This is a genomic window from Pseudoalteromonas carrageenovora IAM 12662, from assembly GCF_900239935.1.
Lineage (GTDB): Bacteria > Pseudomonadota > Gammaproteobacteria > Enterobacterales > Alteromonadaceae > Pseudoalteromonas > Pseudoalteromonas carrageenovora.
The window spans coordinates 12865-34629 of record NZ_LT965930.1; the positions used below are offsets into that span (position 1 = coordinate 12865).

Annotated in this window: 11 protein-coding genes; all 11 read left to right on the top strand. The window is 37.7% G+C overall.

What is annotated here, in order from left to right:
* Positions 1 to 1490: 1490 nt before the first annotated feature.
* The 11 genes from ALFOR1_RS19965 (at position 1491) to ALFOR1_RS20010 (ending at position 21661) form a co-directional block, all read left to right on the top strand.
* A complete protein-coding gene (locus ALFOR1_RS19965) occupies positions 1491 to 2633 on the top strand; it encodes a replication protein A (protein ID WP_104644199.1) in 1143 nt (380 codons plus the stop codon).
* A gap of 1542 nt (positions 2634 to 4175) precedes the next feature.
* Complete coding sequence (locus tag ALFOR1_RS19970; protein ID WP_104644200.1) at positions 4176 to 6611, top strand: alpha-amylase family protein; 2436 nt, start codon at positions 4176 to 4178, stop codon at positions 6609 to 6611.
* A 90-nt stretch (positions 6612 to 6701) separates the two neighbouring features.
* Complete coding sequence (locus tag ALFOR1_RS20640) at positions 6702 to 6830, top strand: hypothetical protein (protein WP_255318969.1); 129 nt, start codon at positions 6702 to 6704, stop codon at positions 6828 to 6830.
* Complete coding sequence (locus ALFOR1_RS19975; RefSeq protein WP_104644201.1) at positions 6827 to 7384, top strand: LamG domain-containing protein; 558 nt, start codon at positions 6827 to 6829, stop codon at positions 7382 to 7384. The genes ALFOR1_RS20640 and ALFOR1_RS19975 overlap by 4 nt, the downstream gene beginning before the upstream one ends.
* A 247-nt stretch (positions 7385 to 7631) precedes the next feature.
* Positions 7632 to 9155 carry a sulfatase-like hydrolase/transferase gene (locus ALFOR1_RS19980; protein WP_104644202.1) on the top strand — a complete coding sequence of 508 codons (1524 nt, stop codon included), beginning with the start codon at positions 7632 to 7634 and terminating at the stop codon, positions 9153 to 9155.
* A gap of 69 nt (positions 9156 to 9224) precedes the next feature.
* Positions 9225 to 10667: a sulfatase-like hydrolase/transferase gene (locus tag ALFOR1_RS19985; RefSeq protein ID WP_104644203.1), complete on the top strand. Its 1443-nt coding sequence runs from the start codon at positions 9225 to 9227 to the stop codon at positions 10665 to 10667.
* A 25-nt stretch (positions 10668 to 10692) separates the two neighbouring features.
* On the top strand, positions 10693 to 12564 hold the full coding sequence (locus ALFOR1_RS19990; RefSeq protein WP_104644283.1) for a CRTAC1 family protein: 1872 nt from the start codon (positions 10693 to 10695) through the stop codon (positions 12562 to 12564).
* Positions 12565 to 12658: 94 nt separating this feature from the next.
* Positions 12659 to 13789, top strand: a complete 1131-nt coding sequence (locus ALFOR1_RS19995; RefSeq protein WP_104644204.1) for a Vgb family protein — start codon at positions 12659 to 12661, stop codon at positions 13787 to 13789.
* A gap of 574 nt (positions 13790 to 14363) precedes the next feature.
* Positions 14364 to 18074, top strand: coding sequence for a TonB-dependent receptor (locus ALFOR1_RS20000; RefSeq protein WP_104644205.1), 3711 nt, complete (start codon positions 14364 to 14366; stop codon positions 18072 to 18074).
* 62 nt (positions 18075 to 18136) lie between these two features.
* A complete protein-coding gene (locus ALFOR1_RS20005; RefSeq protein ID WP_104644206.1) occupies positions 18137 to 19924 on the top strand; it encodes an Ig-like domain-containing protein in 1788 nt (595 codons plus the stop codon).
* Between the two features lie 102 nt (positions 19925 to 20026).
* The gene (locus tag ALFOR1_RS20010) at positions 20027 to 21661 is read left to right on the top strand and encodes a hypothetical protein (RefSeq protein ID WP_104644207.1); all 1635 of its coding nucleotides are present in this window, start codon (positions 20027 to 20029) and stop codon (positions 21659 to 21661) included.
* The last annotated feature ends 104 nt before the right edge of the window (positions 21662 to 21765 follow it).

Below are 21765 nucleotides of genomic sequence, written 5' to 3' on the forward strand. Positions count from 1 at the left end.
CTTGCTTATGATTTATGAGACAGAATAGGTTGTTCAGTGGCTGCTATTGTAAGTATACCACTTGTAGACACGATGGCTCTTATATACCTTTTTTATCATTAAAAAATAGTGCTAATTTATATGTAATTTACTCTTAAGGATAATAATAAGGTTAATATAGTTAAATAATAGGTATAAGGTTAAAGGATAAGTTATTCATATAAGTTATTGAATATAAATAATTTTGTTTTAATTTGCAGATCAATAAACCTCTATGTATGGATCATGTTTACACTATGTTATAGATCATATTTCCTCTATGTGCTCTTTAAAATCATATAGTTATACATAGGTTATAAACACACTTACCCCCAGAATGTGTGTTTTAGATCCGATTTCCATCATGTTTGTATACGATGTTATCCCCATAAGCAAACTTCCTTTGACCTAAAAACATGGTGTAGATCTGATCTCCATTATGCTGAGATCATTATTTAACTAGGTAAAATAACGCTTATCCACAAGAATTTTTAATTTACCCGTTATCAATGTTTTTTATTGAGTTTTTTCCATGACCACATAAATTTATTTCGAAGGTAGGCTTTCATCGACTATTTGTAGCTACTCTATTACCGTAGATATTCAATACAGCATTATGGTGTGAAGCTATTTTGCCTAAATAAATTAGCCTCAGATCACTTTACCTCTATGTAATTTGTTATCAGCCAAATTATCACAGATCACTTTACCTCTATGTAATTTGTTATCAGCCAAATTATCACAGATCAATTTTCCTCTATGCTTAAATTACAGTCTGTTTAGCAAAAATCATCGATTTATATTTAAATGGTTAAGTTAGGTGATAAATTTGAGGGTTACAAAATCAGCTCAGATCACTTTTCCTCTATGCTGGGTGTTCGATGATAATTAATCCAGATCGCTTTTCCTCTATGTTTGAGGCTCACATAGAAGTAGTCGTAGGGCATGATGGATATTATTTTACTAGCTTAAGTTTCCTAATATTATTTTTAAAAGAGTTACAGATCAATATTCCTCTATCTTTAAGAACTGATTGCGAAAGAGGGGAGGCTAAGCAAGTTAATTCTGAACGCTCGGTATAGTGGTGTGCTTGAGTAAAAAGAGGTTCAGATTTCCTCTATGTTCTTTAATTACATATGAAGTAGATGTCTTAAATACATCATTGTTTATTATGTAAAAACCAGTAACAGATGAAGCTTCAAGTTTTTATTATGCAGTATAGATCAGTTTTCCTCTATGTTAATGCTATAGATGCTTACTGAAATTAATAAGTAGACTTCTGAAACTATAGTAATAGAAAGTAGCTTAAAAATATAAAAATCTATATCGATAACTCATAAACTCATTTTGTTAAATTGTATTTAGATTTTTATTACACTCAGATCAATTTTCCTCTATGTTTCATAGTTGCCGTAATCTATGGGTTATGAGAACCTAGTGGATAAATATAATAATAAGCAGGGTTTTGCTTAATGGCCACAAAGTACATTTCGTTGAGTAATCTTCCCGATACTATTAAAAACGAAATTAAGACAATTCAAAATGCAAATCAAGTCGAGCAATTGTCACTTTTCATTGATAATCAAAGTACGTTGCCGGGCTTTGAAAACTCTATTTCAAACACTTTTAATGCTTATGACTTGTGGTCTCGTTTTATACGTAATCAACGTAAACTGGTAAAAATTAGTGAGGCGCCTAACCGGGTTGTCGTATCTCGAAGTATTTCTGATAAGTTAGAAGGGGTCATGTATGAGGGTAAACTGGAAATAGCCCCTGCGCTGATTGTGGGAAAAGATGAAGATTATTTTGCTTGGCCTTCAGATAGAGAAGAAAAAGTAGAAAGGGCGCTTATTCGTTTAGCTAGCCAAGGAAAAATAGCAAAAATTTCCGGAAAAATGGGCGACAGATATGCGGTATATTTTTCTATTAAAGAAATAGCTAACGAGCTGAAGTCTGTTAATCAAACCCTATCATTTGCAGAAATAAAACAGGCCCTTCAAATACTCAAAGGCAGTGAACTCAACTTTAAATACCAAGTGACCAATCAAGCGGGAGAGCAGCATTATAGTGAGTCTAAAATGAATTATTTAAGCTCTATTCATTTTAGTGGTCAGCAAGGCAAATCAACGGTTAAATGTCTTGCTGTATTAAATGAGTTTATGTCGCAGCAAATAGAGTCTATTGGTTACAGAGGATATTATTTTAATCGTGCTCAATCGTTTAAAAGAACTTTATCCAGATGGCTAACCTTGAGGCTTTATCATATGTTTCGCTATGCAAGTGTAGGCAAAACGCATCACTTTTTACTAAGAAAAACCATGATAAAGTTTGGCTCCATCGACAGTGAAGATATAAAAAAATCACGACTTACAGCTATTCGTCGAGATATGGCTAATACAATGAAGGACCTGATTGAGGCCGATATTTTAGATAGCTATGAAATCGATAATATAAAGGATGATGAAGGTAATATTGTTGACTATAAATACGAGCTTTGCCCCTCAGATTCATTCTGTGCTGAAATCTTATCCTTGAATAAGCACAATAAAAAAATAACGGAAAAAGCCAAGGTACTAGATGAGCAAGAGCTCCAAGCAAATTTTATTGAGTCTTAATAAATAAGCTTCTTTAGGTTAGTTAATTACCTAATACCGCTTTTTTCTAAGGTTAAGTAAAATCTCTGTAGCTTTAAAAATACTATTTTAGTTGAGATATTTTTACAGCTTTAGAATAGATTGATTTCAAACAATTACAGCTGTGAAAGTTGATAAGCTCATTAAGTCTTATAATATTGTTGGGCACATCGCGCTTTTTTCTGCATTGTCATATAGTAATAGGATTAAACTAATAAGAAGAGTTTCTTTTTTGGTTATAGCCATAAAAATAAGCGGCTAAGGTTTTATCGTGCGCCTACCATACAAGCTGTAAGTTGAGTTGCTCGCAAATTTTAGTGAACATGGAAATATTTTATCCAGTTTTCAATATTCAAGAGTCTTTCTCAGATGTGAAATAACTCATTTATTAATAGTTCATAACGTTAATTTTGAATTAACAGCGGCTAGTGTAATAAAAGAAAATGTGGAAGTGATATTAAGATTTCCACAATGTGGAATGGCTATTAAAAAGCATTATGGCATAGCACTTAGTAAAAATTTGATCTGCAAGTTTTACTAAAAACAATACTGTAAATTATGAATATCAAAGCGCTTTTAGATTTATTTCTTTCCAGCAATATCACCGCATTGGTCTATTTAGATGGCTTTTCATATCGTGATGGAAATTTTCTTCATTTAATCCCTATTTCTTCTTTTTTATACAGAGCTGGTTACCTCTAATACCAAGTAAAAAAAATAATATTGAGTATAATTAGCAACCAGTCACTATAAGCTCTGGATCAGAGTTTTACTAAGAGTAATTATATTAACTGTTAAAGGAGATTATAAAGTTTCATAATAAGGTTTTTATACCTTTTATATGTGTTGATAGTTTCGAACTCATTCTTTATATTTTTATTCGTATAAACTTACATAGCAAGTCAGATTATCTTAAGTACATATTGAGGCGTGTAAGCAAGAGTGTGATTATCGTATTTCAGTTATTCCACCATGTGGAAAAGCATCAAACGGTTTACGCTTTAGCCTGATACTTAGTAAAATATTGATCTAAAGCCTTTTAGTACAAAGCAACATACATCAAAAAATCTAAAAGCGCCGCTTTCATTGGGGGCTTTTAACGGCTTACTTCTAGATTTATTACAAATATTCTAATTAGGATCTTATATCTTTTAAGTTTGTAATTTTGCTTCGTCATAGTCGAATCATTTGAAGCTGACCTCTCTGTTTATTAAATTTTTTAAATTAATCTTATGACTTCCTCATTGTATGTTTCCAGATTTGACGGTGAGGTTCAATTATTTGATTACAATTGTAAAGTGCCACGACAATCGTGTTGATTATCTAGTTCAAAGAATGTCATATTAAAATTTTTAAGAGCGCTGCATATTTATTAAATTAAAATTTAAATACTTTTGTTAAAAGTTCATGTTGGATGTTAAAAAACAAATTACAAATACAAACATATGATGTATGTTGTCTTTAATAAATCTAAAAAACAGAATATATACTTTTAATAAATAACCTTTCTAGACGAGAGATAACATGAGACAACATCTATTAGGCTTTACACTAGCCCCCTTATTTTTACTTACATCAGCGTGTTCACAACAAGAAAGTCCCATAGAGTTAAAAGACACAGAAACTCTTAGTTCATCTATTGCTTCACTGAATAGCTACGAGAAAACAGCTCGACTAAAAATTAACAAACTTAAGAAGTTGATGGCAAAAGCTGAACATAAGCATATTGATGTTACACGTGAAGAAAGCGTTGTGTGGTTTGCAGAACAGTTTTTAAAGTTTGCTAACTGGGATGAAAACAATTACGACGCTGTTGTTAAGTTATTTAGCTATGAACGTTACTACGCAGACACAAAAGAGAAGTTAGCAAAAGAGCTTCCTGATTTTGAACGTAAAAAAGTAATTCAAATTTTAGATAAAGGTATAAACGATTTATCTAAAGAGCTTGCAGGTGAAATTAAACGCCGCCCTGTAAATAAAGTTGATTGGCAAAATACCAAAGCAAAAGACAATATGTTTGTAAGCAATGGTAAGCCAATATTTTTATATGACTATTTTTCAAAAACGGTAGGGCAGCCGCTTACAAATAAAGATATTTATAACGACCATTTAGGTGCGCTTTATCATGGTGGTGAAGATTTATACCCTGTCGATCATGATCGCGCCATTAATTCATTTTTAGTTCGAGAGGATGGCACTTTTGACGAGGAGTTAATGAAAGAGCTAACGCGTATCCCTGATACTAACATTGGTTTTTTAGTTTATTGGCTAATGGGTATTCCACAGTGGGTTGAAGAACGAGAGCCAGAGGTTAGAAAAGGGCGGTCGTTATTTACAGGTTTTGATATTGATAACCCTTTAGCCCGTGAAGTATGGGGTAAGATAATTCGTAAAACGGGTGAACTCACCAAAGGTAAAAAAGTAACTGAGGTGGGTTTCGTACTTGCTAACGAACCACATTGGTACGCAGAAAAAGGTCATTGGACTCAAAAGTTCCAAGAAATGACAAGTATTTCTTCATACACTTTAGACAAATTTAGAAATTGGTTGAGTACTAAATATCAGGACGATATAAATAAGCTTAATGAAAATTGGGATACTAATTTTAAAAGCTTTAAAAGCGTTGCAATAGAAATCCCAATCGATCCGGCATTAAAAGGTTTACCGATTTGGTACGACTGGACGCGTTATAATATGGATAGAAGTACGGATTGGTTTACGTATGTTCAAAACGAACTGCATTCTGTAAATGAAGATGCCGATACTCATATTAAAATTATGCCTCGTATGTTCATGGAAGATTCTCGTTCTGGAGGTATAGATACCGAAGCTCTAGCTGAATTGACAACTATGGTTGGGCACGATGCAAAATCATTCGGTAGCGAAAACATTCGCCCTGGTAAATCGTCCAAGTGGATTGAAAAATACGCTTATAATTGGGGCATAGTCACTATGTTTCATGATTTTATGGAATCAGTTGCGCCTAATAAGATTAATGTGAATTCAGAGTCTCATTTTTTATCATCGGGTCAGTGGCGAGATTTAGACACACGTACAAGTTATGTTCGTAGTGTTTATTGGCTTGCAACTTTACTTGGTATGGATGCCAACATGGGCTGGTTTTGGGCACGTGATCCAGATGGTTCACCAGAGGATCGTTTAGAAGGCGACCTAGACTTTTTTGACCCAGGTCTTGGCGGTGCATTTGCGGGTTCTAACAATATGCAGCCGCATGTAACTAACGAAGTTACCCAAGTAATGTTTGATCTTAATAGTTTTTCTGAAGAAATTGTTAAGCTTAGAGAGCAGTGTCGTCCACTTCGTTTGTTTTACTCTGAAACAACAGCAATTAATACAAACGACTATATGACCAAGAGCTACGAGCTTTATGAAAATTTATTTTTTGAAGGTTTTCCACTTGGCTTTGCCACAAAGAATGTAATTGAAAAGCAAGACAATAACAACTGGGATGCAATACTGGTTTATCGCAATAATTTTGTTACAAATGAAGAGTTTAAAGCGCTTCAAGGGTATTTAAATAAAGGCGGTACTGTTATTTTAGACTCAGCGCAAAGCCTGTCTTTAGATGAGTACGGGCACCCGCGTAAGGCTAAGTTAGTTGCCAGTAAAGGTAAGCTTATTGTTATGCCAAAAGACGCAGACGTTGAAGCCATTAAACAAACTGCACTTGCAGAGGTTTCGGGTAGTACGCCTGATGTTGTTGTAAAAGTAGATAATGGTGAGTCATTTAAAACCACAACATGGCGCACTGTTAAGCAAGACAATGGTAGTTACTTGGTTAATATTTTAAATTTAGGCCACACAACAGCAACCGTTGATCTGTCGCTTAAAAATGGTAAACCTATTCATGTTAATAACTTAATGACGAGTAATAAAATGAACAACAGCTTTGACATTCCTTCTGAGGGGGTCTTACTTGTTGAAGTTACAGCTCAATAAATAGTTTTTTAGCGAGTACATGCCTATGTGCTCGCTTTTCAATTAACACGATACATTAAGTTGCGAATACTTAAACTAATAGCAATATCGTTGAGCTCAATCCCGTACAGTGCAGGGGTTAATGCACTGCCTATGCCTCATATTGCGCAACCAAGCGAAAGTTGGGTATTACAACCTGAACGCTCAGATGAGTTTGATATTAAAAATACTGAAAATTGAACTTTCAAACAAAGAACGATGGTGGTTGGTACCGTAAAGGTGAAAAATCCAGTGTTTCTGAAGGCATATTTAAACTAACCACTAAACGAGAAATGCATTTAAGAACGTTTTGGGATGGCTGTAATAAAACAAAAGTGCCTAAGTATAGGTTGTTTTACACTTCGGGAGTTGCTAAATCTAGGGCAACAGGGAGTTACGGATATTATGAGGCATGTATAAAGGGGGCGGATAAATTTCCGAGAGTATCACCTGCATTTTGGATGTACAGCAAAATAGATCGTACTTTAACGAATGAAGGCGATGTGCAATATACTAAAATAGGTGTAGTTAAGTTAACTCAAAAACAGACGCTTCAGGAGTTGGACCATGACCTACATAATATTGTTATAAAAGGTGGCATACTCAAAGAGTTGAACTTAACATTATATAAGGGCCTAAGAACACCGCATACAAAAGGGAAATGTAATCAATTTTATCCTTCAGATAATCAATCTGCACAAGGTTTCCCAACATTAGTGAAAATTGATTACGTGAGAGCGTGGTTAAAGCAATAGAAAGCCTTAAAACCCATTCAAATAAAGTATTTAATGCCTTTTGTGTAGATGATGAAATGCGTGTTTATTATCTACATTCATACCAACTTTGAAGTATGAATATTAGCCAAGTTTTAATTTATTTGTTGCGAAATTAAACATCATATGTTTATATTATTAAAATCAATTTTATGCCTTTATAATAAAGTACAGGCTGATTGCTAAAACACTGACGTAGCAATTTTTAGTTGTTAAAAAGGACACACACATGAACTTATTTAAAATAAAAATGGTGATGCTGTTAGGGTGCTGCACATTATTTGCTCCCAATTTATATGCAAAAGATGCAGGGCTGAAAAACTCTGAAGCCAAAAAGCCAAATGTGCTGATTTTACTGTTTGATGATATGCGATTCGACACATTCTCCTATCGAAATGGTCCTGTTTCGACGCCAAACATTGATGCCTTAGCACATGAAGGTACACGCTTTGATCAAGCTATGACATCTACGGGGTTATGCTCGCCTTCTCGCGCGGCTATGTTTACTGGGCGTTGGGGACATAAAACAGGCCTTGACGATAACGTGGGGCTTTATCATTCTCGTCTTTCGGAGTTATCACTTAGTGAAGGTGGCGTAATTAAACGTGCAACTAGTGTAGGTTACGATGTTAGTTATGTAGGTAAATGGCACTTAGGCGCACAAGGCCCTGCACTGCGCGGTGCTAACTTTATGTGGGGACACGATAAGGATGAAGAGCGTAATGGCCGTCCTTTTACGCCTTATGGTACACAAAAAAATGTTGCCCGTATGAATGCAGGTGAGCGCGATGAAAACGGCGAAAAGCACGATTACTATAAAACGCTTCCGGGTACATACGCAGATACAGTAACAGCTAAAGAAGTAAACGAAGGCAAATTAATGCTTAAAAATGCGGCCAAATCAGACAAACCATTTTTTGGTATTGTTAGTTTTGAGCAACCTCATCCGCCTTACCGAGTACCAGAGCCTTACGCTAGCATGTACGACTACAAAGATATAAAGCTCCCTCCCAATTTTGGTATCGAACGTAAAAACAAACCAATGGCACAAGACGATATTTGGTGGCCTTGGCATGATGTAAGCCATATGACTGAAACTGATTGGCGCAAAGCACACAGTTTTTACTATGGGGCTATCGCCATGATAGATCATGCTGTTGGCGAGCTCATTAATACCGCTAAAGAAGAAGGTTTATACGACGACCTACACATTATTTTAGTAGGCGACCAAGGTAGTATGCTAGGTGAACATAATCTGTATGACAAAGGCCCCTACGCGTATGACGAATTAATGCGTATGCCACTTATTATTCGTGATCCTAGCCTTGAGCCTAAAATAATTAACCGCCAAGTATCTATGCTCGACATAGCCCCAACACTTCGCCAGTGGATGACACTACCACTTGATGGCGACGAAGATGGACGTTCACTTTTACCATTGATGAAACAAGGCGATAGTGCCGATGCTGGTAAAGATGATATTTCGTTATATGCCTACGAATGGTACAACGGCGGATGGTTTGGTATTAGAGCTATACGTACCCCTGAAATGAAGTTTGTATGGAACCCTGGCGACAGCCGCGATGAATTATACGACTTAAAAAATGATCCGTACGAAATCACAAACCAAATAGACAATCCTAAATACAAAAAACAGCTTACTGATTTAGTGCATAAAATGGCGGGAGAGCTTAAGCGTATTGAGGACCCATCATTAACTAAATTTAATCACCACATGAAAGATTTTTTATAGCCGAGTAATGCCCTTTGGTGGGCCTTAATTGGCCTACTATTTTTTATTATCAAAATTGAGACTGGCACTATGAAAATACACACAAAATTATTGAGCGCTTTATCATCGCTTGCGCTATTAGTTGGCTCTGCGGGTATACACGCAAGTGAACAAAAACCCAATATTATTCTTATTGTTGCAGACGATTTAGGTTATGCAGATGTAGGTTTTAATGGCTCTAAAGATATTATTACCCCAAATATAGATGATCTTGCTAAATCGGGTACTTCCTTTTCAGACGCTTACGTAGCGCACCCGTTCTGCGGTCCAAGCAGAGCTGCGTTAATGACTGGTCGTTACCCACATAAGATTGGCTCACAATTTAATTTACCGACACGCGGCTCAAACGTAGGCGTGCCTACTGATGCTAAGTTTATTAGTAAATTACTAAACGAAAATAATTACTTCACAGGTGCTCTTGGTAAATGGCACTTAGGTGATGCGCCGAAATATCATCCTAATCAACGCGGCTTTGATGAATACTATGGTTTTTTAGGTGGTGGTCATAATTATTTTCCTGACCAATATCAAGCTCAGTATAAAAAGCAAAAGGCACAAGGCTTAAAAAATATTTTTGAATACCTAACACCGCTTGAGCATAACGGTAAAAAGGTTAAAGAGACTGAATACATTACAGACGCACTATCGCGCGAAGCCGTTAATTTTGTAGACAAAGCAGCGGACAAAAAAAATCCATTCTTTTTATATTTAGCTTACAACGCACCGCATGTGCCATTGCAAGCTAAAGATGAAGATATGGCGATGTTTCCTAATATAAAAAATAAAGATCGTAAAACATACGCGGGCATGGTTTACGCAGTTGATCGAGGCGTGGGTAAGCTAGTAGAAACCCTGAAAAAAAATAATCAGTATGATAATACGCTTATCGTATTTATGAGTGATAACGGTGGCAAATTAAGTAAAGGCGCTAATAACTTCCCACTTAAAGCCGGTAAGGGAAGTACACAAGAAGGCGGCTTTAGAGTACCTATGTTGTTTCATTGGCCTAAACATGTACCTGCGGGCAAGCGTTTCTCACACCCTGTATCGGCACTTGATTTATACCCTACATTTGCAGCTTTAGCGGGCGCTAAAGTTGAAGAAAACCAACATTTAGATGGTACAGATATGTGGCCTGCATTTATTAAAAATGAAAACCCACATAAAGATGAGCCTATTTATGCTCTTCGTCATCGTAAAGGTTACAGTGATGCAGCGATACGCTTAAATCAATGGAAAGCACTGAAAGTTAACCAGCAACCGTGGCAGTTATTTAATATCGAAAACGATATTTCTGAAAAACACGATGTAAGTAAATCTAATAAAGCACTCTTAACCGACATGGTTCGTGAAATGGAAAAATGGAGCTGGGATAACCAGCAGCCAAAATGGTTTCACGAAACGGCTGAAGGTGCGAACTGGCGATTAGATGCCATGCCACGATTCGATAAAACGTTTAAAACAACTAAGTAAGTTTTATCAAATTCATGGAGGCTTTATGAAAGTAAAAACAGTTGTATGGCATGTTTCTTTGTTATGCATGGGAGCAAGCATACTCGGTTGTCAGCAAGTGAGTGCCCTAGCGGGCGCTCAGCTAACACCGGGTAAAACATTATTTACTGAGCAGCACCAAGCAATTAAATTAGAAAACAAAAATCGCCGTAAATGGGATAACGCATTAATAAGCGATTTAGACCAAGACGGTTACCCAGATTTATTACTTACTGATCATGGTTACACCATTCGTTTGTATTGGAACAATAAAGGCGTTTACGACAAAGGCCGCGACCTAATTGTGGGTGATATGCACGGTATTGGCGTAGGCGATTACGATAAAGATGGCAAAATGGATATCTTGCTATCGCGTGGTGGTGGCTCGGGTAGTAACGCACGCAATGCTAAATTGTTTCATTTTAACAAAAGAGAAATTATTGAAGGCGGCGAATTTTTACCCAAACTGCCAACGTTACGTGGGCGTACTAGTAAGTTTTTTGATGCCAATAACGATGGGTATTTAGATTTATTACTAATGGGGTTCCCGCAGGCTAATAGCGGTAAACAAACCAGTAATTTTATTTATAAAAACGATGGTACTGGCAATATAACCCACGCAACTGATTTACCAAAAACTAATCGAGATGGTCAAAAAGTCCTTATTACAGATTTTAATAACGATAAAATTGACGATTTAGTAATTTACGGCGACGGCGCTTTACGTGTTTTAAAAGGCAATGGCGACTTTACTTTTAGTGACGTAACCGCCAACGTTTTACCTAATAAAATAATGGATGTAACGGGTGTCAGCGAAATTGATTTTGATAACGATGGTGACTTCGATTTATATATAAGTCGCGCTAACCCATTACAAGCAGGCGATACGTTTTTTGATCCTAAAAGGCACACATTTGGTTTTTACACCAAGCGTGGACCATTTAAATATGATGACTTACTTATTGGCGATACGCTTAATTTAGTTAACTACCAATCACCTTATCCAAACCAAGATGTATTTGTAGGCGAAGGCACTTATAAATATAAATTTGAAGGCGAAAGGCACAGTGGTCAAAACGTCAATATTGTTAGCAGTAATGGCCTAGGCTGGGCCGATACCCAACCTAATAAAGGTTTGTATGTTGGTTATATAGGCAATAATAAATGGCGTATGGCGGGGAATACTTTTTCACCTACAACGGGTGTTGTAACCGGTGTTAAGCACTATACGGTTAATAAAAAACCAGTGGCACCATCGGATTTACTGCTTAAAAATGAAAGTGAAAAATTTGTAGATGTGAGTGCTAAAGCTGGCATTAAAACAAATTTAAATACGACTGGCGTAAGTGTGGGAGATTTTAACAACAACGGCTACCAAGATTTGTTTGTTGTTAAACAAGGCAATTTGGTAACGCCTACATCGCAAATACTGTATTTAAATAATGGCGATAACACATTTAACCAAGCTACTCACTCGGGATTAATAACAAATACCTTAGGTACCATAGGCTCAGGCGCAAATGTACTTGATTACAATTTAGACGGCCAGGTCGATATTATTATGAATAACGACAGAGGTCAGTGGCACTTATTTAGTAATCAAGCAAATAACAGTAATCACTATGCATTACTGCGTATTAGTAATTCACTTAAGCATAATGCCAGCGCAATTAGAGCTATAGCAACACTTAAAGCCTGTGGTAAAACCCTTACAAGACGCGTGTCGCCTGATGCCGCGCCTTATACACAATCATTTGATAACGTGGTTCATTTTGGGTTAGGCCCGTGCAACGAAATAGATAACGTAAGTGTGCGTTACAGCAATGGCGAAGTAATAAGTAAATCTAAGGTTGGGACAGATAAAGTAACCGATCTTTGATGCAACAGAGTTAACTATGAGAGGTAAAAAGCAAGGTTTGGTAACAAGCCTTGCTTTTTTTTTCGCAAAAAATTAAGAGTAAAAGAGAACAATAATGAATAAAAATAACATCACTCATCTTAAAAATAAATTAGCGTGTTTAGTGTGCTTATTTACTGTGTTTGGTTGCAGTACCCACACGGCTCAAAGTAATAATGAAAGCATAAATAAAGGGGGAGTAAGTGCATCTTTAGCGTCTGTTAAAACTGCTAATACACTGCTTGAGAGTGCGAGTTTATTTGCATCACTCCCTGATTATTGTCCAACTCCAGACGCTTTTGCTCTCTCTCCTACAGGAAAGCTTACTTTATCGTGCGTTAATTATGCCAATAAAGGGCTACAAGCGGGTGTGTTGGTTAATATTAACGATGACAAAACGTTTACGAAAATAGCTCAGTTATCAGGGCCAAATAATAAAGGAAAGGGTCGTCCTATGGGCCTTGCCTATGCCCCCGATGGCTCCTTATTTGTAGCCGATAGCCAAGGTGCTGGCAAAGCTCGATTACTTAAACTTACCTTAAAAAATAATACGGTTATTAACACTCAAGTCGTTGCCAAAGGTATGAGTTCGCCAAACGGTGTGCGCTATCACAATGGCTATATTTACGTAACTCAACTGCGGGTGCCAAGTAAAAATAAGGCCGAGACTCTCAGCGGGATATATCGTTTTAAGGCCACAGATACCAATATATTAGTGACTAACAGTACAGATGATCCGCATTTATTGTTTTTGGCTAAAACAATTAATAAGCAACGTAAATTTGGACTTGATGGCTTAGTGTTCGACTCACAGGGTAACTTGTTTGTAACCAACCTAGGTGACGACTTAATTTATAAATTAACGTTTGATACAAACAACAATCTGCTTAGCCAAAGTACCTATGCAACTCTTCAAAATGGAAGTGGACCTGATGGTCTTACTATAGACCCTCAAGGGAATTTATACGCCGCGGGCTTTTTAACTAATCAAGTTATAAAAATTGATACAAACCAAAACGTAACCGTTATTGCATCGTACCCCGATAACAATTCAGAGAATGGTGAATTAGACCAACCTGCCGATATTATTTATTATAAAGGTTCCTTGCTTATGTCGAATTTTGACTTGCTTACAGGCCCAGGCATTACCAATACTGGGCATGGCAAACCTTATACAGTAAGTGAAATTAAGTTACATGATAACTAAGCGCTTAATTTAACTTTAAGTTAAGTGCTTAAATTAAAATCGTGTGTATTGCCGTGTATGTTTGAGCTTTAGATTTATGGGTAATACATTTGGTTTACCGCTTTCAAAACTGCTGATTGGCAGTTTTTGAAAGCTGTAAATACCCTAATGAGCATAAATTAATATTATAAACCCTCGTAAATTTCTTTCTGAATAACTCAATATTGGTCATTTTCAACAACATTTTTTATTTATTAATGGGGCTTTTGGGTCTCTTTTTTTGTTTTGTATAAAAAATAAAAATATCTACGTTACTTTTACTTAAACACTGATGCATTTAAATGTTTTAAAAACATATGGTTAGGTTTTTTCGTTTAAAAAAGAAACAAAAGTGTGAAAATTAAAGTAAACAACTTGTAAATGTAAACATCCTATGTTTAACTTGATCGCAAGTTAAGCCGCGCTTTGAAACGAAATTGGGATATCAGGACGTTCATTTATTTTATCTGCATTGCTTAACTAATAATAAAAAACTGACCACATCATCACACTCAGGCATTAAGACACACGATGCCGATAAACAGGAGAGCACACAATGCAGCATAACTTTAGGTTATCAGCAGTCTCTGCAGCTATTATTGCTTCGCTTATTTCATCATCTGCTTTCGCACAAGAAGATGAAGAAAAAGAGAAAATAAAACTACAAAAAGATATCGAAATAATTGAAGTCCAAGGAATCAAAAGTAGCTTACGAAAAGCGGTAAACGCAAAGCGCTTTTCCGAGAACGTAAGTGACTCAATTCATGCTGAAGACGTAGGTAAATCAACAGATCAAAACATTGCCGATGCACTTTCAAGAGTAACTGGCGTTTCCATTCAAGAAGAAGGCGGAGAAGGGACTCGCATATCAGTACGCGGTGCCGGACCATCTTTAAACCAAATATCAATGAATGGCGTCGCACTTACTGGCGGGCTAAGTACCGATGGCTCTAGTGCGGGCGCTACTAACGATAACAGTGTTGATTTAAGCTCATTTTCGTCAGATATATTGTCATCTATTGATGTAATTAAAACATCCTCTGCTGATAACGATGAAGGTTCGCTTGGTGCAAGTGTTGTTTTACGTACTGTAAAGCCTTTAGATTTAAATAAACCACGACGCTCTTTTACGGTCGAGGGGCGATATAACGAATTTTCTGATGAAAATGACTCACGCATTAACTTTAGCTTTTCTGATAAATATTTCGATGACACCTTTGGTTTTATTATAACCGCCTCTAAAGATACACAAAAAACGCGACAAGATCGTATTAATACTGGCTGGGCTAACGGCGCAATTCCTATTGTTGATTTAGATGATGTAACGGGCCGTACAGCACATGACACCGTTACAGGCAAAGCAATCAGGGTACTTGGCAATCAACGTGATGCTGATGGAAATAAGCTTTTTGACGAGAATGGAGAAGCACTATTAAACCCACTAAGCTCACTCAATAATTACGATCCAGAAACGCAAATATTACATGAAGGCGATTTATTTGTTTTAGCGCGTGAGGTCATTGATTTTACATTAAATAATGATCAACGAGATCGTCTATCGGTATCGACTGGGTTTCAATACCGCCCAACAGACTCACTCGATATTCAGCTTGATATTACCCACACGGAGCAGGATGTATTAACCGACAGTCAACGACTACGTTTAAACATGGGGCCTGTAACACCTCTAATTTATGCCGGTGATGACAATACAGCATTAAACGAGGTTGATTTATCGACCAATACCTTGCAGCAATCAAGTAGCCGCTCTACTGGTGGTAACTTTGTTCGCTCTTACGGACTTAGAGAAATCGATACTAATGTAGCGTCACTTGATATTGATTACCAGGTAACTGACTCACTAAATATGAATGTGCGTGCTGGTTTTTCTAAAACAACAGATGAAACACCAGATGATGATGAGAAAGATCGTTTTATCTCTATTAGTACAGCTACATGGGGCACGGCAGGTCGTCAAATAGTTGAGTCAATGCCCGATGGCAGCCACGAAATGGTTGGCTACGACTGTGGCGCTAATGGAGAATGTAGTTACTCAACGGGTGTTACACCGGGCGATTTTGATGCCTTTGATGGTACGTCTAATGCGGTATACAGCCGTTTTAATCCGTATGATATGCAGCACAATCACTTAGGAAGTTTAGTGCTTCGTAAAAATAAATTAGCGGATACAAACAAGTCGCTTTTTGTTGATTTTGACTATGCGCTTGATGGCGACTTTATTAGGTCGCTCGAGTTTGGAGTTAAGTGGTCAAATCGTAAAAAAGATGTCTCTATTCAAAATAGAGCAACCACAAATGGCAGTGACTTAATAGATTTAGAAGACCCCGATCAAGCGTTTGAAGTACGTGGGCTTGGTACAATTCGCTTAGCCGATATAGTGGCTGATAGTGCCTATCCTTACGATAATTTTGGTGAAGATATTCAATCAGATCGCTCTGCTCAGTTTTTTAATGGCTGGCCGTTACTTGATGCCGAAAAAGCGCTTGAAATTGTATCAGGTAAAGATGCGGGCGAAGTAGGTATACGCGAAACCATTACAGGTAGTCGTAATATTGAAACCGAAACAAAAGCCGCTTATTTTAAAGCAAACTTTGAGCTGATGGATGGCAAGCTAACAGGTAACTTAGGCCTTAGGTATGTAAAAGATGACACAACAGCAACTGGTGTAGGCGGTATTAACTATACGCGTTTTCCACAAATGGTTGATGCGTACAATTTGTTAGTTGAACGTGGTTTAGCAAATACAAATTTAGATGCCTGCCCTGCTGCTGTTATGGGGGTATCTGACACGGGGCAGCCTGATCATCGTTACACACCAGCAAACGATGCTGAGCTACAAAATTGTTGGGCATGGCAAATCACTCATGCGTATAACCGCTCTAATCCAGCTACTTTCCCTGTTGATCCCCAAACGGGTCAATTTGTAATTCCCGGGGCTGATGGCAACACCGGACTGGGTGTAAATCAGCAAGTGTTTGTAGATGAAAATGGCAACATTATAACTAACAATGCATTACCTTCTTTAATTTACGACAGCAACGGAAATTTAGTTCCAACGTCAGCTAATGCATGGGCACACTTTGCAAGTAACGGACAAATTTGGCCATTTTTAGACAGAACAACCTCGTTTACAGGAACACAAGGTAGCGGTCGTGAAGTACAAGACCGCGTTGCATGGGTAACTAAAAAGGGCGGACATGACGCTTATTTACCAAGCTTAAACTTAAATTATGCAGTTAACGACGAAATGATTGCACGTTTCGCTGTTAGTAGAACAATGACGCGTCCTCGTTTTGATTCATTAAACCCACGTACACAAATTTTTGAGCAGCAATGGGACTCTGCTAATGGCTCAGCAGGTAATGCAAATTTAAAACCGCTTAAATCAACCAATCTAGACTTGTCTTTCGAGTGGTACTTTAGTGATTCAGGCTTGCTGTCTGCAGCATTCTTTTTCAAAGATATGAAAGACTTTGAAGAAACGGTTGTTGTTCCGTATCACTACAAAGACGTTAGGACAGAATACGATTTACAAACAGCAGACTTACTGCTTGATTACGATGAAAATCGAGCGCCCGGTAGCGAAGAAGACTGTATGCCACTTAGGCAAGTTGCGGGCTTCTTCGACCAATGGCGCATTGAATGTGACGTTGTAAACGTAACCACAGTAACCAATGGTAAGGGCGCAGATATTAAAGGTGTTGAACTAGGTTACAACCAAAACTATGACTTTTTACCAAGTTATTGGGGTGGCTTAGGTTTAAACATGAACTATACCTACCAAGATTCAGAATCTGATCGTCAGCAGGTAGGTAATACCGATATATTTTTAAAACCACTACCACAACCTTACACTCCAAAACACTCCCTAAATACAACACTGTACTGGGAACAAAAAGGGATTCAATTACGTTTAGCGAGTCGCTACACCGGGGAGCAGTTAGTGAACCGAGGTTTAGTTGGCGGTGCTACATGGCAAGAGGCAACCCATCGTTTGGACTTTAGCTCAAGTTATAAAATTAATAAAAACTTTAGCTTAACTTTTCAGGCACTTAACTTAACTGATGAAACTAACCGAATTTATTACACAAGTTCATTTACGCGTAATGCGTTTGAAGCTAATTCGCAAGAGGTTGTGCTTGATGAAGGTAATGCAATTGAAGATGGCAGTGTAACTACTTCGCGTACAGCATCAGTTTGGAAAACAGGTCGTCAATTCCGTGTTGGTCTTCGCGGTACCTTTTGATTGAGAAACTATTAGCGGCGAGCCACGTTAGGCGCGCTGTTTTACAAATTTTGGAGAGTAAGATGAAACATAACTTACTAATAAAAACGGCAATTAGCAGTGTTTTATTTTCAGTATTAACAGGGTGCGGCGGAACGGATGAAGGTTACGATCCTCAGTTTAAATCTGATTCAGCACTTGTAATCGATACCGCAGCGATCACGAGCACATTAGAAGAAGAGTCCGCAGTCCAAGAAATTGATTTACTGCAAGGCGTAACAATTGACGGTAAACCAGCCTCTGAGTCAGGTGCAACCATAAACGTAAGTGAGTTAGAGTTTGTGGTTAATAATAATTTCATTACCCCACAAACAAGCGCTAATACTATTGCATCGCACCGAATTTCACCTTTCACGCAATCAAGCGATAGCACTAAATTAGTTATAAATACCGATGCGTTTTCGGCGGCATTAAGACAATGCGACCTAACCGATATAAGAGGCGCATTAGATGGCGATGGTAATCCCATTGCGGATGGAAATTTAGATTTTCCAAGCCAAGTTATTTATAACATTACCTATTCTATTGATAATGGCGCAAATCGCATACCAGGGGAGGCACTGCCTAGCCGTACATTGCAATTAACCATCAATGCAATTGATGACCCTGTATCTGAAGTAACTATTTCACCCATAGAAGTACCTGTAGGTGGGCAGGCAAGTGTGTTTGCATCAGCAATACCTAGTTACGCGTGCAATCCCACACTTGTTTACTCAATTGCAGATGAAGATATTGCAACCATTGATGAAAATGGCCTTATTAGCGCTAAAAATACTGGTGAAACCACTATTACAGCCACAAGTGTTGATAACCCAGAAGTAACAGCTAACAACACGCTTACAGTAACGGGAGCTTTTAGTGTTGCAATTACAAATGATGATAAAAACGAGTTAGGCGCATCTTCCGGAAACAAGGACGTTCCAATCTGCGTAGCAAGCGGTATAGAAGTGCAACCGGCTTTATTAAACGCAGAGTTAAGCGGCGAATATACTTTTGATTGGACACTTAACGATGAAGTTTCATTTGCGAAAAGCTTAACCGCAAAAAGTGGCTTTGGAGAAGTACTTGCCGTTAAAGCTCCTACAACAATAGACAGCTCAAATACGGTCACGGTTGAGCTTATTGATGGCGATACAGCAAGTACACCTTTATCACTCATTTCACAAAAAAGTATTACGATAAATACCGTTAATAACCAAATGTGTGAGCCGGGTGTGTCTGAACACCCCGCAGGTTTTAATACTGACTTTAATTTAGATGCAGAGGGTGCGCCCTATAAAGGGAATGCCACTTATAGTGTATCGGCAACCTCTGTGTCAGGTAATGGCCGTTCGCTTGAAATTACAGCGGGCACTGCAACTCAAGGTGAAGCGAATACACCGTACTCTTTTGCAACTCAGCAAGTTTGGAATAAACAACGTAATTGGTATAGCGCCAATTATGGTCGTGGTGCTGAGTCTATAGGTAAAACGTATCGCTTTTCAGCATGGGTTAAATTAAATCAACTACCTGAACAGCCTATAACGCTTCGCCATGTTGTAGTGCCTTGGGTTTATGAGGGAATTCCTGATGATGCACAAGGTTTTACAGGGCGTTATTCACAAGCGGGGTTATTCAGCGCTGAACTGGATGCAACCACTCAGTGGCAATATATTGAATTTACTGAAGACACAACGAACACACGAGAATGGACTATTCCCACTACTTGGAGCTCAATAACCGATGTGTTCACCTTGTGGGAAGTGCATGGCATGCCTGCAGGAGACTCAATACTAATAGACGACTACGCAGTCGTTCGCACCGATCAATAATCACCCAAATATAATTACCTATTGTTACTACTCAGTTTTAGCAATAGGTAATTGTAACCTCTAAAGATGACTGACAATTCTATTAATAAACAAGGAGTAATAATGTTAACACACAGAAATAAAGCTTTGCTTTACACATGCTTATTGGGCGGGACGATTAGTTCAGCTTATGCGGCCTCAATTGGAAACAAACCAGGGTATTTCACCAATACAATTTCTAATACCGTTGAAGCGACAATCACTAACACAGGGCAATGCAGTACTACTAATAGTGCATCGGCTCCTGGTCAATGTACTAATAAGATTGTAAATGCACTCAATGCTGCTTCAGTAGTAAGTGGTGTAGTAGTCATCAAAAAAGGCACGTACACATTAAATAAAATTTCGATGCCCTCTAATGTGCGACTTGAAATAGAGCCAGATACTATTTTAAAAATGAATCAAAATATTTTATTTGATTTTGGTAAAAAAGGCGGTAATGCAGACAAAGCAGAAAATATTGAAATAACAACAACGGGTCCAAAAATTAATGCCACAAAGAATGATCGTTTTATTATTGATGTAAACACAAATACAGTTTTTCAAGATAAACGCATGGTACGAGTAGGGTATGCTGAAAACTTTTCTATTTCACGTATGCACCAAAAGGATAATTTTTCACAAACACCCAATATATTTTTAGTCGCAGACGATAATGGCCAACCAGGTGTTCAATCTGACTCTGGAGGTACTAATTTAAATCGCAATGTAGTATTTAACTCAAGCTATTCTCGCATACCTAAAAAAGGTTATTTAGCCGACATCAGTGGAGAAAAAATAGCAACAGGGTATGCCGTTATTCAACCTTTTAGTGGTGAAGATTTATACTTTAAAAACATTACTGGTGAACGTGGTATTACTGTACGTATAGAGCCCGGCGGCGGGCTTGTAACAGATAGATTAAACCGCGCAGGCCCACGCCACGGCGCCTACAGAAATATAGTACTTGATAGTATTAGTAACACTGGTGGTTTTGCCGCAATATTTTTAAAACCGCATGCAAAAATAAACGAAAACATAAAAATTAAAGGCATCACAAAGGGTAAAAACAGTACTTTTGTAATCTGGGCTGACTCGGGTAGTGCGCCAGTGTGGGCTGATACAAATGATATAGGATATACAAGAGGCTATTTTACTGATACCACCATCAGCGGTACGGTTAAGCACATTATTACCGATGTTAACTTTAAGTCAGATATTACCATCGCAGGCAGTTATTTTTTACCAAGAAAAGGTATTCGTAATACGGCGTCAAATACGTCTAATGGGAATTTTCAAATATTTAAGTTACCGCGAGATGGGTCTGGTGCGCGTTGGTTAGGCCAACCGATAGCGCCTGTTGCCATTGTATCGTCATATTCTCAAGACAATGTTGGTAACGACTTAGTTAAACGTCATGATCGCCCGTCGCTTACTGTAAACGGTAATATAGAAGCACCTAGCCAAGCTTCTTCACAGGACTTAGATGAGGGAAGTAACAATATTCAAAGAAAACGATATAGAAAATTTGGTGGCCGATACAGCATTAAAGTTAATGCTGCTATACAAGCGGATGCGGATATTGACTACTCACTACTAGGACTGAATGCTGGGGATGTAACGCGCAACAATCCAATTATTTATCGAGAAAATGCTATTGACGGAACAAATCGTAATGGTGGCAGCATTACAAGCGCTAGTGAATTTATCAGTAAATAACGACGTATCTAAATTTAGATCCCATTGTTAATTTAACAATGGGATTTTTTAGTTTGGAAGCAAAGTTCACCGGACATTATTAGCTCTGTCTTTGTAGGAAACAA

Bases quoted from the DNA above. Each gene is read 5' to 3' on its own strand.
- ALFOR1_RS19965 (WP_104644199.1), top strand. From the start codon at position 1,491: ATGGCCACAAAGTACATTTCGTTGAGTAATCTTCCCGATACTATTAAA.
- ALFOR1_RS19970 (WP_104644200.1), top strand. From the start codon at position 4,176: ATGAGACAACATCTATTAGGCTTTACACTAGCCCCCTTATTTTTACTT.
- ALFOR1_RS19980 (WP_104644202.1), top strand. From the start codon at position 7,632: ATGAACTTATTTAAAATAAAAATGGTGATGCTGTTAGGGTGCTGCACA.
- ALFOR1_RS19985 (WP_104644203.1), top strand. From the start codon at position 9,225: ATGAAAATACACACAAAATTATTGAGCGCTTTATCATCGCTTGCGCTA.
- ALFOR1_RS19990 (WP_104644283.1), top strand. From the start codon at position 10,693: ATGAAAGTAAAAACAGTTGTATGGCATGTTTCTTTGTTATGCATGGGA.
- ALFOR1_RS19995 (WP_104644204.1), top strand. From the start codon at position 12,659: ATGAATAAAAATAACATCACTCATCTTAAAAATAAATTAGCGTGTTTA.
- ALFOR1_RS20000 (WP_104644205.1), top strand. From the start codon at position 14,364: ATGCAGCATAACTTTAGGTTATCAGCAGTCTCTGCAGCTATTATTGCT.
- ALFOR1_RS20005 (WP_104644206.1), top strand. From the start codon at position 18,137: ATGAAACATAACTTACTAATAAAAACGGCAATTAGCAGTGTTTTATTT.
- ALFOR1_RS20010 (WP_104644207.1), top strand. From the start codon at position 20,027: ATGTTAACACACAGAAATAAAGCTTTGCTTTACACATGCTTATTGGGC.